11 protein-coding genes and 1 pseudogene are annotated in these 12,040 nt (G+C 72.6%); 6 read left to right on the top strand and 6 right to left on the bottom strand.

The genetic code is table 11. The features are described from left to right. Positions 1 to 129: 129 nt before the first annotated feature. Complete coding sequence (locus tag PZB77_RS00515; RefSeq protein WP_275490511.1) at positions 130 to 681, bottom strand: glycoside hydrolase family 25 protein; 552 nt, start codon at positions 679 to 681, stop codon at positions 130 to 132. Between the two features lie 165 nt (positions 682 to 846). Here PZB77_RS00515 and PZB77_RS00520 point away from each other — a divergent pair. Beyond that, positions 847 to 1,527, top strand: a pseudogene (locus tag PZB77_RS00520) (NAD(P)-binding domain-containing protein); the annotation flags it as partial. Positions 1,528 to 1,584: 57 nt separating this feature from the next. Here the strand turns inward: PZB77_RS00520 and PZB77_RS00525 are convergent. After that, entirely contained in the window at positions 1,585 to 2,433 is an 849-nt protein-coding gene (locus tag PZB77_RS00525; RefSeq protein ID WP_275490512.1) for a pentapeptide repeat-containing protein, read from the bottom strand. Between the two features lie 204 nt (positions 2,434 to 2,637). On the opposite strand from PZB77_RS00525, the gene PZB77_RS00530 reads away from it, so the two are divergent. Together PZB77_RS00530 and PZB77_RS00535 are read left to right on the top strand one after the other, a co-directional pair. Continuing rightward, entirely contained in the window at positions 2,638 to 3,132 is a 495-nt protein-coding gene (locus tag PZB77_RS00530) for a hypothetical protein (protein WP_275490513.1), read from the top strand. 92 nt (positions 3,133 to 3,224) lie between these two features. Next, complete coding sequence (locus tag PZB77_RS00535; RefSeq protein WP_275490514.1) at positions 3,225 to 3,452, top strand: hypothetical protein; 228 nt, start codon at positions 3,225 to 3,227, stop codon at positions 3,450 to 3,452. Positions 3,453 to 3,490: 38 nt separating this feature from the next. Here PZB77_RS00535 and PZB77_RS00540 read toward each other — a convergent pair whose 3' ends face one another. Then, on the bottom strand, positions 3,491 to 4,561 hold the full coding sequence (locus tag PZB77_RS00540) for an enoyl-CoA hydratase/isomerase family protein (RefSeq protein ID WP_275490515.1): 1,071 nt from the start codon (positions 4,559 to 4,561) through the stop codon (positions 3,491 to 3,493). A gap of 225 nt (positions 4,562 to 4,786) precedes the next feature. On the opposite strand from PZB77_RS00540, the gene PZB77_RS00545 reads away from it, so the two are divergent. Beyond that, positions 4,787 to 6,898, top strand: a complete 2,112-nt coding sequence (locus tag PZB77_RS00545; RefSeq protein ID WP_275490516.1) for a SpoIIE family protein phosphatase — start codon at positions 4,787 to 4,789, stop codon at positions 6,896 to 6,898. A 240-nt stretch (positions 6,899 to 7,138) separates the two neighbouring features. On the opposite strand, the gene PZB77_RS00550 is transcribed toward PZB77_RS00545, so the two are convergent. Beyond that, positions 7,139 to 7,543, bottom strand: coding sequence for a roadblock/LC7 domain-containing protein (locus tag PZB77_RS00550; protein WP_275490517.1), 405 nt, complete (start codon positions 7,541 to 7,543; stop codon positions 7,139 to 7,141). 139 nt (positions 7,544 to 7,682) lie between these two features. Between PZB77_RS00550 and PZB77_RS00555 the strand changes: the two genes are divergently transcribed. Further along, complete coding sequence (locus PZB77_RS00555) at positions 7,683 to 8,111, top strand: PPOX class F420-dependent oxidoreductase (RefSeq protein WP_275490518.1); 429 nt, start codon at positions 7,683 to 7,685, stop codon at positions 8,109 to 8,111. 28 nt (positions 8,112 to 8,139) lie between these two features. On the opposite strand, the gene PZB77_RS00560 is transcribed toward PZB77_RS00555, so the two are convergent. Continuing rightward, positions 8,140 to 8,829: an ATP/GTP-binding protein gene (locus tag PZB77_RS00560; protein WP_275490519.1), complete on the bottom strand. Its 690-nt coding sequence runs from the start codon at positions 8,827 to 8,829 to the stop codon at positions 8,140 to 8,142. A 272-nt stretch (positions 8,830 to 9,101) separates the two neighbouring features. Next, the gene (locus PZB77_RS00565) at positions 9,102 to 11,222 is read right to left on the bottom strand and encodes an MMPL family transporter (RefSeq protein WP_275490520.1); all 2,121 of its coding nucleotides are present in this window, start codon (positions 11,220 to 11,222) and stop codon (positions 9,102 to 9,104) included. Between the two features lie 217 nt (positions 11,223 to 11,439). Here PZB77_RS00565 and PZB77_RS00570 point away from each other — a divergent pair, with 217 nt between their 5' ends. Then, on the top strand, positions 11,440 to 11,943 hold the full coding sequence (locus tag PZB77_RS00570; protein WP_275490521.1) for a MarR family transcriptional regulator: 504 nt from the start codon (positions 11,440 to 11,442) through the stop codon (positions 11,941 to 11,943). The last annotated feature ends 97 nt before the right edge of the window (positions 11,944 to 12,040 follow it).

A 12,040-nucleotide genomic window follows, 5' to 3' on the forward strand; every position in this document is an offset into this window, starting at 1 on the left:
TCGGACATATGCCTCAGATCATCCTAAGTCACCCCCGTGGGATCCGGAGGGCGGTGGCGGGACGGCGCGGTGCGGTGGTGGGGTGCGGCGCTGCCGCGTGCTGCGGACGGGGACGCGCGGCCCGGGGACTCATCCCCCGGCCCATGCGCGCATCTCGGCGGCCGAGGCGAAGGCGGCCACGTTCTTGTCCACCGGATGGTCGGTGTACTGGTGGATCCGCCACGGGGCCTCGATGCGCGGCTCGCCCGGCGCGACGTAGTCCGCGATCCAGAGGCCGTCGCCCGCGTAGGAGGTCGTGTCGTGCTCGCGCCAGAAGGAGCGGCCGCAGTAGAGCAGCGCCCGGTGATCGGGGCGGAGCCGTTTCAACTCGTGGAGGAACCGGTCCTTGTCGGTGTTTCCGGCCCTGCTTCCGTCCCCGGTCGTCTCCCAGTCGACGGCGAGCAGGTCTCCCGGTTCCTCCGGGGTTTCGGCGAGGAAGAAGCGGACTTGTTCCGCCGCTTCGCCGGGCCAGAGGAAGTGGTAGAAGCCGACCACACAACCGGCGTCCCGCGCGCGCTCCACCTGCCCGGCGAGGTGCGGATTGACGTACGAACTCCCTTCCGTCGACTTGATGAAGACGAAGTCCACTCCGGCCGTGTCGAACGTCTCCTGATAGGAACTGATATCGATGCCGTGCAGCATGGGGACCACCTTTCGGTGAGGTCCGGCGCGTCCGTCCTCGTTCCTTTCCCATGCCCCTGCCGGCCCCGCCTCATCTCCGCTTCGGCTGCAGTATCGATTCGTCAGCGGGAATAGCGTGCGGAATCCGCGAGTTGGGGCTGTGCACGCGACCGTTCGCCTTCGTGGCGCGACATGAGAAGGACAGATCACATGCAGATCGGCATCATCGGTGCGGGCAATATCGGCGGCAATCTGACCCGTCGCCTGACCGCACTCGGCCACCGGGTGACCGTCGCCAACTCGCGCGGCCCCGAGACCCTCGACGCGCTCGTCGCGGAGACCGGTGCCACCGCGGCAACGGCCTCGGAGGCGGCACGCGACGCGCGGATCGTCGTGGTCACCGTGCCACTGAAGTCCGTCCCGGACCTGCCGTCCGGCTTTCTGGACCACGCGGCCGACGGCGCCGTGGTCATCGACACCGGCAACTACTACCCGCAGCGGGACGGCCGGATCGCGGAGATCGAGGACGGACTTCCGGAGAGCCGCTGGACGGAGAGCCGGATCGGCCACCCGGTGGTCAAGGCGTTCAACGGCACCTACGCCCAGGACATCCTGGACCGGGGCCGTCCGCAGGGCACGCCCGGCCGGCAGGCGCTCCCTGTCGCGGGGGACGACGCGGAGGCGAAGAGGGTCGTACGGGATCTCATCGACGAGCTGGGCTTCGACACGGTGGACGCCGGCGGCCTGGACGAATCGTGGCGCCAGCAGCCCGGCACACCGGTGTACGGGAACAGGGGCGATCGCGAGACCATCCTCAAGGCCCTGGCCGCCGCCTCTCCCGAGCGCGCCCCGGAGTTCCGGGGCTGAGCCGTGCCCGCGCGGTCGCGGGTGACGCGAGGCCCCTGGCGCCGTTACGGCCCGGTCTCATGGGGCCCAGTGGGCGGGGCGGGTGAGCGACGGGGGGATCCTCGTCGCCCCGTCCCCCTGAGCCGCGTTGAGCTGGACCTGGGTCAAAAAGAGCGTGGTCGTCAGGTCGGCGCGTGCGAGGCGGGTGTCGCGGAAGTCCGCGCCGATCACGTCCGCCAGCCGCAGGTCCGCGCCGGTGAGGTCGGCCGCGACCAGGCAGGCGCCCCGGAGTTCCGCGCCCCGCAGGTCCGCACCCCGGAGCCGGGCTCCGAAGAGGTCTCGGCGCCGGCGACCGGCCCCGGGACGCGCGGGCACGGTGGCGCGGACGAGAGCGCCGGCACGGCGCAGCAGGGGTGCGACCGTCTCCCGGTGCGCCTCCACGTCGTAGGCGGCGAGTTCCGCGGCGGGTCGCACGGTGAGGCGGTCGGTGGCCTCCAGGGCCAGGCGCAGTTCCTCGTGCACCGGCCCGGCGGCGGGGAGGGTCAGGGCCTCCGTCAGATGGGCCAGTATCTCGTGGAGTTGCCGCATCACCCGGAAGACCCGGAACATCTCGTCGGCGGATTCGGGACGGGAGCGCCAGTCCTGCCCCGCGTACACGCCCTGCGAGACCCTCTGGCCCGCACCGAAGCAGTCGTACACGGTGCATCCGGGGAATCCGGCGGGTCGCAGGCGCCGGTGGATTCCGCAGCGGAAGTCCTCCCGGAGGTGCGAGCACGGCTCGCCCGCTTCCTTGTCGGCCGCGAAGTCCGCGGACGCGACGAGGGTGAGGGCGACGCAGCAGAGTCCGAAGCAGGCGGCACAGTCGGCGCGCAAGGCGTGCGGCGCGCGGCCGGGAGCGGAGACGGGCGGTCGGACGGGCTGGGCCATGGTCGGTTTCCTAGGTGATCCTCATCGTGGGTGATGGCGCACGCAGGCTAGCCGCGCGTCTGTCGGCGTGTCACCGGGATTTGAGGCCGGCCGCTGCGCATCGGTTCCCGCCCCGTCGGCCGCCCGATCCCCGCGCCGGCACACTGTCAGCGCCGCACGGCACACTGGTCGTACGGGAACGGGGACGTGCGAACGGGGTGAGGGATGACCGCCGCTGCGGAATCGGGGTTCGAACCGGCGACCGGGGACGGGCCGCCCCTGGCGGAGTCCGCCGCGCACGCCCGGGCCGCGGCGGTGGCCACCGCTCACGAGGGTCTGCTGCAGATCCGGCGCCTGACCAACACGGAACACCTCGACCCCGGGTCGTCGCCCGCGGCCTGGGAACTGGTGCGGCCGGTGCGGGCGGTGGCACTGGCGCTGGAGGCGGCCGGTGTGAGGCCGTCCGCGGTGCACCCCTCGGGGAAGCGGGCGTCGGCGGGGTACCGGGTCGGAGCGGGCGCCGGCCCGGGCACGGTGCGGGTGGAGTGGGTGGGCCCGCCCGGCAGCGGTGCGTCCCACGACGAGGAGGGAGAACTCACCCGGTGTGCGGACGTCCTGCGCGGGCTGGGGTGGACGGTCCTGCTCTACCGGGGCCCGCGGCGTCGCAGGTTCCTCGAGGTGGAGCCGCCGTCCGGTCTCCGGCGGGTGACCGGACGGTGACCGGTGCGGGTGGCCGTGACGCCGGGTCGCCGCCGTTGTCGGACCCGTGGGAGATGCTGAGGGACCGACACATCTGACCGGGAGAAGCTGAGATGGAGAAGGACGAGCTCGCCGCGGCCCAGGCCTACGTCAGGCTGCTGGAGGCCACTCGGGCGGCGCTGACGGAGCCGGGGGACGCGCCGTTGCACCTGCCACTGCTCACCGCGCCCATGGAGGAGGCGGACCGGGCGCTGGGCGACGCGGACCTCCGCGGCAACGAGGAGCGGCTCTTCGCTCTCGTACGGGCACTGCGGCCACGCCTCTCCGCGAGCAGCCGGTGAGCCTCGCCGGGCGCCGCCGCGGCCGGCGGCGCCCGGCGTCAGGCGTCGGGTCCGGTGGCGGCCAGCCCGAGCTCCCCTGCGCCGAGGGGCGCGAAGTACCGGGCCACGTCGGTCCCGCGCACCTCCCCGGGACGCGCCGGTGACCAGCGGGGAGCGTGGTCCTTGTCCACGATCCTGGCGCGCACGCCCTCGACGAAGTCGGGGTGCGCGAAGGCGCGGGTGGAGACGCGGTAGTCCTGGTCGAGCGCCTCCTCCAGGCTCCGTGATGCCCGGGCGCGGCGCACGGCCTCCAGGGTGACCGCCAGCGCGGTCGGTGACAGGGTCAGGAGGTTCTGTGCCGTCTCCTTCGCCGCCGGGGCGCCGTGGTCCTGCAGGCGGTCCACGATCTCCTCCACGCTGTCAGCGCTGTAGCAGGCGTCGATCCACTCGCGCGCTCCGTCGAGCTCCCCTGCCCCCGCGTCGGTGGCGTGGCTCCGGACGGTGCGCGCCACATCGGCGGGGGTCGCGCACCCGGCGAGCGCGGCGGTGAGGGCCGGGAGGTCCTCGGAGTGGACCCGGTGGTCGGCGAGGCCGCACAGCAGCGCGTCGGCCGCGCCGATCGACCGGCCGGTGAGCGCGAGGTGGGTGCCGAGCTCGCCGGGGGCCCGGGCGAGCAGGTGGGTGCCGCCGACGTCGGGCACGAAGCCGATGGCGGTCTCGGGCATGGCGACGCGTGAGCGTTCCGTCACGATGCGTACGCTCCCGTGGGCCGAGATGCCGACGCCGCCTCCCATCACGATGCCGTCCATGTAGGCGACGTACGGCTTCGGGAACCGGTGGATCCTGGCGTTGAGCCGGTATTCGTCGCGCCAGAAGTCCAGGGACGCGGTGCCGCCGGCCCGGGCGTCGTCGTGCAGGGCGCGGATGTCGCCGCCCGCGCAGAGACCGCGCGGTCCGGCGCCCGAGACGATCACCGCGGTGACCGCGTCGTCGCGCTCCGCGGCCACGAGCGCCGCGCCGAGAGCCCGCACCGACGCGTGGTCCAGGGCGTTCAGCACCCGGGGCCTGTTGAGGGTGAGGTGGCGGACGTGGCCCTCGGTGTGCACGAGGACGGGGGTGTCGTCGTTCATGGGTGCGCTCCGGTACGTGTTCCGCGGTGGTGCCGCGGGTGCGGACGATCGGTGCCCGTCATTCTGCGACCCCGTGTGCCTCCGCCCGCGCGCGGGGGCGGCCCCGCTCCCGGGGGCGTCGGCCGCCTTCTGTGGCACACCCACCGGACCGGCTCGACAATTGGACGACCAGGGTCTTGCCACGCAGCCCGTCGGGCCCGCCGCCGGACGACCTACGGAGCAGCGATGAGTGAGTACGCAGAGTCAGCGGACGGAGCGTCCAAGCCGTCGCGTCCGTCCCGCCCGGGGCGCCACGGCGGGATCGGCACGATCCAGCGGCTGGCGATGAACCGGACCGGCAGCTTCGACTGGGACCTGGAGACCCGGACCATGAACGTGGACGCCGCCGGACTCGCGGTGTTCGGCGTGGACCCGGGGACGTTCGACGCGAGCTGTCCGGGGTCCCTCGTCGAGCTGCTCGACCCCGAGGAGCGGGAGCGGCTGAACCTGGCCGTCGACGAGGCCGTCTCCAGCGGCGCCCATTCGTACAGCGTGCACTTCCAGGTGCCGATGCCCGACGGTGAGAGGCAGTGGACGCATGCCCAGGCCCGGATCCTGCGGCATCCGGACGGTACGGTGCACCGGATCGTCGGCGTGGTGCGGGACGCGACGGCCGAGGTCGCGCACTCGGCGTTCGTACTGGATCTGGAGAAGAGCCGGGAGCGTCAGACGAGCATCGTCGAGCGGACGACCAGCGCCATGTCGCGGGCGGTGTCCGTGGACGACGTGACGGCGGCGCTGGCCGGGCCCGGCGGCACGGCGCGGCTGGGGTGCGAGGGGGTGACGCTCGGGCTGATGGAGAACGCGTCGCTGAACGTCGTCGCGGTGAGCGGACGGACGCTGGAGGCGTTCGACGGGCTGGGGTCCGGTGGCCTCGACCGCAAGCTGCCGCTGGTCGACACCATCCTCAGCGGGCGGCCCCGGTTCATCACCTCCCCCGCCGACCTGGTCCGGCGTTATCCGGCGCTGAAGGCCCACGAGGAGCAGCTGGGGTTCTCCTCCGCCGCCTACCTGCCGCTCGTCGCCCAGGCGCGGTCGCTGGGCGGGCTGGCGATGTTCTACACGCGGCGGATGGCGTTCGACGCGGACGAGCGGATCCTCTGTCTGGGTCTCGCGGCCATCGTCGCGCAGAGTCTGCAGCGAGCGACCCTCTTCGACGAGGAGCGCGAGTTCGCGACCGGATTGCAGTCGGCGATGCTGCCGCGGCGGATCCAGGAAGTCGAGGGCGGCGAGATCGCGGTGCGCTACCACGCGGCGCGCGACGGGCGGCAGGTCGGCGGCGACTGGTACGACATGATCGCCCTGCCCAACGGGCGGTACGGCCTGGTGGTGGGAGACGTGCAGGGTCACGACACCCACGCCGCGGCGATCATGGGGCAGCTCAGGATCGCGTTGCGGGCCTACGCCGCCGAGGGGCACCCGCCGGGGACGGTGCTGGCCCGTGCCTCGCGCTTCCTGGCCGAACTGGACACGGACCGTTTCGCCACCTGCACCTACGCGCAGGTCGATCTGGGGTCGGGTGCCCTGCGCGTGGCGCGCGCGGGTCACTTCGGGCCGCTCATCCGGCACACCGACGGGCGGGTCGGTGCTCCGCAGGTCCGCGGCGGGCTCCCGCTGGGGATCTCGACGTACTTCGGGAACGAGGAGTTCCCGGAGACGCGTCTCGACCTGGTGCCGGGCGAGACGTTCGTGCTGTTCACCGACGGACTGGTGGAGGAGCCGGGCGCCGACATCGACAAGGGGGTGGAGGTACTGACGCAGGAGGTACGGGCGGGGCCGCCGGAGGCCGAGGCGCTCGCCGACCATCTCTCCCATCGGCTGTGGGAGCGCTGGGGTTCGGACGACGACGTCGCGCTGCTGGTGCTGCGGCGCAGTCCTGACGTGGGTTCTCCCCGCGCGCCCCGGCTGCACCAGTACATCCACCAGGCCGATCCCCAGGGCCTCTCGGACGCCCGTTCGATCGTGCGGCAGGCGCTGGCCGACTGGGACATGGCGGACTTCGCCGACGACGCCGAACTCGTCACCGGCGAACTCCTGGTCAATGTGCTCCTGCACACGGAGGGAGGGGCGGTGCTCACGGTCGAGGTGCTACCCGAACCCGTGCTCCGGATACGCCTGTCGGTGCAGGACCGCTCCAGCGCGTGGCCGCGCAGGCGCACTCCGGGAGAGACCTCCACCTCGGGCCGCGGACTGCTGTTGATGGACGCCGTCTCCCTGCGGTGGGGGATCGAGCCCCGGGGCGAGGGGAAGGCCGTGTGGTGCGAGCTGGGACCCGCCGCCCGGCCGGCCGCGGTCTGAGGCCTCTCTGCGTGTCACGGACGGGGCGACATGTCGGGGCATCGACCCCTTCGGGGCGGCCGGAAATTGGCTCGAAGCGCTCGGTGGTCGGCCCGTGGGCCGCTCTCCGTGCGCAGAGCACCGACGGAGGGTGATCGCCTCCGCCCCCGGGCTGCTTCCGGTCCCGCAGCAGGCGTCGCACGAGGCGTCCGGCCTGTCGCCCGCGCTCGGTCCCCGCGCCGGTCGGGCGCGCCGGCGGCTTCAGAAGGGGTACGTCTCCTCCTGCCGGACCGACACGCCGAGATGCTCGCCGACCCGGTTGACCAGGAGCGTCATCTCGTACGCCACGTGCCCGACATCGGCTTCCGCCGCGGTGAGCACGGAGAGACAGCTCCCGTCCCCGGCGGCGGTCACGAAGAGCAGCGCCTCGTCGAACTCCACCATCGTCTGCCGGGCCCTGCCCGCTTTGAAATGTCTCCCGGAGCCGCGTGCCAGGCTGTGCAGCCCGGAGGAGACGGCCGCCAGGTGCTCCGCGTCCTCGCGGGCGAGTCCCGTGCTGGCTCCGGTCACCAGACCGTCGTTCGAGAGCACCAGAGCGTGCAGTATGTGCTCCACCCTGTTGGTGAGATCGTCGAGAAGCCAGTCGAGTCCCCGGTCCAACGCCATGCGTGCCCTCCCCGTCGCCACTTCCCCGTGCCCCTCTTCGCGCGTAAGCCTCGCGCACACCTCCCTCCCGGGCAAGCGGCCCTCGGCTCCCGGGGCGTCGCTTCGCGCCACTCGCGCTCCGGCGGCGCAGGATGGGCCCATGGCACACCACATGACCGAGGAAGAGTGGCGGGCGTTCCTCTCGGCGGGGACCCGCACCGGCAAGCTGGCCACCGTCCGGGCCGACGGGAGCCCGCACGTCGCGCCCGTCTGGTTCCTGCTCGACGGACCGGACCTCGTCTTCAACACCGGCAGGGACACGGTGAAGGGACGCAACCTCGTGCGGGACGGCCGGGTGGCCCTGTGCGTCGACGACGACCGGCCGCCGTTCTCGTTCGCCGTCGTCCAGGGGCGGGCCGACGTGAGCGAGGACCCCGGGGAACTGCTGACCTGGGCGACGCGGATCGCGGCCCGCTACATGGGGCAGGACGCGGCCGCGGAGTACGGCCGCCGCAACGCGGTCCCGGGCGAACTGGTCGTACGCGTACGGATCGAGAAGGTGGTCGGGACGGCAGAGATCGCCGGCTGAGGGGACCGGGCCCCGGCCGGGGCCCTCCTCACCCCACGGAGTCGAGCAGCCGGGCGGTGTGCATCCGTCCGGCGTACTCGACCATCCGGATCAGGACCTCCTTGCCGGAAGCGCGGTCCCGCGCGTCGCACAGGACGACCGGCGTCCCGGGGTCGAGGTCGAGTGCGCGCGAGACGTCCTCCTCTCGGTAGGAGCGGGCCCCGGAGAAGCAGTTGACCGCGACGACGAACGGGATGCGCCGGTGCTCGAAGTAGTCGACGGCGGGGAAGCAGTCCTCCAGGCGCCGGGTATCGGCGAGGACGACCGCCCCGAGCGCCCCTTGGGAGAGTTCGTCCCAGAGGAACCAGAACCGGTCCTGCCCCGGCGTTCCGAACAGGTAGAGGGAGAGCCCGGGACGGATGGTGATCCGGCCGAAGTCCATGGCCACCGTGGTCGTGGTCTTGCGCTCCACGCCCTCGGTGTCGTCGACGCTCTGGCCGGCCTCGCTGAGCAGTTCCTCCGTGCGCAGGGGCCGGATCTCGCTGACCGCTCCGACCATGGTGGTCTTGCCGACCCCGAACCCGCCGGCGACCAGGATCTTCAGCGCGAGGGCTGTGTTCTCGCCGTTCTCGCCGTTCTCGTTGTTCCCGCCGCTGTCGTCCCCCTCAGCGACCTCCCCGTCCGCCTCCGCCCCGTCACCGTCTCCACGGACCGCACCGCCTGCGTGCTCGGAGGCCATCGATCACTTCTCCCACCCATGAGCCCCGGGGTGCGCCCCGTGTACGGGCGCACCCCTGCGGGCTCGGTCGAGTTTCCCGGCACCGGGTGCCGGTCAGGTCCAGGCCAGCATGGCAACTCCGCCGGCCGGCCGAGGGGGCAATCGCAAATTGATCGCTGCGGCCGGAAGGTGGGCGGGGGATGTGCGTATCGCGCCATCAATCGAGCACATGGGGGCGGGGAGGGCGCTCCTTTGCGGCCCCTGTGGTCCGTACCAGCGACCGGGGGAAGGTCTCAGTCGTGCGCGTCCCGCCCCTCCGTCTCCCGGTCGTGCCGGTGCGTCAGGCGGCGGTTCGGCCACCAGGACGCCGGGCCGATGTCCAGCACCAGCGCGGGCACCAGCAGCGACCGCACCACCAGCGTGTCGAGCAGGACGCCGAAGGCGACGATGAAGGCGATCTGCACCAGGAACGCCAGCGGGATGACGAGGAGCGCCGCGAAGGTGGCGGCCAGCACCACACCCGCCGAGGTGATCACTCCGCCGGTGGTGATCAGGCCGCGCAGCACTCCCTGGCGGGTGCCGTGCAGCAGGGACTCCTCCCGTACCCGGGACATCAGGAAGATGTTGTAGTCGACGCCGAGGGCGACGAGGAAGACGAATCCGTAGAGCGGGACGGAGGCGTCCGTGCCGCTGAATCCGAAGGCGTGCTGGAAGACCAGCGCGGAGACGCCGAGGGTCGCGAGGTAGCTGAGGCCGACGGTGGCGACCAGCAGCACCGGCAGCAGGACGGAGCGGAGCAGCGCCATCAGGATGACCAGGATGATCGCGAGCACCACCGGCACGATGAGCCCGCGGTCCTCTTCGGCGGTGGTGCGGGTGTCGAGCTGCTGGGCGGAGTAGCCGCCGACGACGGCCTGGGCGCCGGGGACCGCGTGGACGGACTCGCGCAGCCGTTCCACGGCCGACTTGGCGGCGTCGCTGTCGGCCTCGGCCCGCAGGGTGGCGTCGATGCGCACCCTCCCGTCGACGACGAGCGGCTCTCCGTCGCCGGGGCGGCCGGACTCGGTGACGGGGGTGACGGCGGCGATCCCCTCGGTCTTCCGGGCGGCGGCGACGACCTGGTCGGTGCGGTCGGCCCGGGCGATGATCACGGCAGGGTTTCCGGCTCCGCCGGGGAAGTGCTCGCTGAGTGTGGCCTGGGCGGACACGGACGGCGCATCGTTGACGAAGGTCTCGTCGAGCGGTACGCCCTGGGACTTCAGGGTGGGTGCGAAGACCGCGCACGCCACCAGCACGACCAGGGTGCCGGCCCAGACCTTGCGGGGGGCGCGGTCCACGAAGGCGGCGACCCGCCGCCAGATGCCGTGTCCGCCGGTGGCGGCGTCCGTGGAGCGGGGTTTGGCCGGCCAGTAGGCGGCACGGCCGGTCAGGACCAGGACCGCCGGCAGGAACGTCAGGGTGGACAGGACGGCGCAGACGATGCCGATGGCGCCGACCGGTCCCAGCGCCCGGTTGTTCGTCAGGTCGCTCAGCAGCAGGGCGAGGAGGCCGAGCGCCACGGTCGCCGCGCTCGCGGTGATGGCGCCGGCCGAACGCCGGAGGGCGGCGAGGGCGGCCGCCGTACGGTCGCCGCCCCGGGTCAGCTCCTCCCGGAAACGGGCGGTGAGCAGCAGCGCGTAGTCGGTGGACGCCCCGATGACGAGGATCGAGAGGATGCCCTGCACCTGGCCGTCGACGCGGACGATGTCGTGGTCGGCGAGGACGTACACGATCGCGCAGGCGAGGCCCAGGGCGAAGACGGCGCTGATGATGATCAGGAAGGGGAGGAGCAGGCTGCGGTAGACCAGCAGGAGGATGACGAGGACGGCGATGAGGGCGACTCCGAGGAGCAGGCCGTCGATGCCGCCGAAGGCGTCCTTGAGGTCCGCCTGGGAAGCCGCCGGACCCGCGATGCCCACCGTGGTGCCCGGCACCGACCGGGCGGCGTCGCGTACGCGGTCGAGCGTGTCCGGCAGGGCGTCGCCGAGACCGGACTCCAGTTGGACGACCCCTTCCAGTGCCCGGCCGTCCTCGGAGGGGAGCGCGGGGGTGGGGGTCCCCTCGACGCCGGGGGTGCCCCGGAGCGAGGCGAGCGCACGGGTCGCGGCGGTGCGAGCGCCGTCCGGGAGCGCCCCGTCGTCACCGGTCCAGACGACGATGGCGGGCACGGTGCCGTTCTTCTGGAAAGCCTTCTGCTCCTCGGAGACCTCGGTCGACTCGGCGCTGCGCGGCAGGAACGCGGCCTGGTCGTTGGTGGAGACCTCGCCGAGTTTCCCGGCGTAGGGGCCGAACACTCCCCCGATGCCGAGCCAGACGAGGACGAGTACTGCGGGCACCAGCCATCGGAGGGTGCGGTGCCGTGATGCGGACGTCATGGGTTCCCCAAGGTCGAGGCGTTCGTAGGACGGACGGAGTGGCGAGGTGGGGTTGGGGTGAGGTGGGGTACTGCTACGGAACGGGTTCGTGAGACGACGGTGCCGCGCGGCAGGACAGGTTCCCCGGATCGCGCCGCGCATGGCGGTACGACACGCGGCGCAGCATGTCTCTCAACGATCGACTATCTCAATCATCGAGAGATATTACCCTGGACACATGCGCAGCACAGAGGGTGGCCCGGGTGGAGGTACGGAAGAGGACGTGGCCGGACTCCAGAGCTTCGCCGTGCTGCTGCGGCGGATGAACAGCGAGTTCAACCGGATTGCGCACGAGTTCGCGCACGCCCAGGAGCTCCATCCGACGGATGTGCAGGCGCTCATCGCGATCCTCGACGCGGACCAGGGCGACTCGGGCGCCGCCATGACGCCAGGACGGCTGCGGGAGCAGCTGAACCTGACCTCCGGCGCGGTGACGGCCTGTCTGGACCGGCTCGAGCGGGCCGGTCACATCCGGCGCGTCCGGGACGGCGGCGACCGCAGGGTGGTGCACCTGCACTACGCGGCGGCGGCGATGGCGGTGGCCCGGGATTTCTTCCGCCCTCTGGCGATGAGTACGCAGGCGGCACGGCGGCAGTTCGACGAGGCGGAGCTGCGCACGGTCGCCCGCTTCCTCGAAGCGATGAACGACGAGCTCACGCAGCTCCGCCGGGCGCGCGGCTAGCCGCCCACCGGTCCGGGACCCGCATGCGGCCGGGACCGGGCCCCGCGGCGGTGACCGCCGGCGTGCGGAGGGGGCCGCCACGGGGCCGTGCGCCGGT

Origin of the sequence: Streptomyces sp. AM 2-1-1, assembly GCF_029167645.1 — a bacterium.
GTDB lineage: Bacteria > Actinomycetota > Actinomycetes > Streptomycetales > Streptomycetaceae > Streptomyces.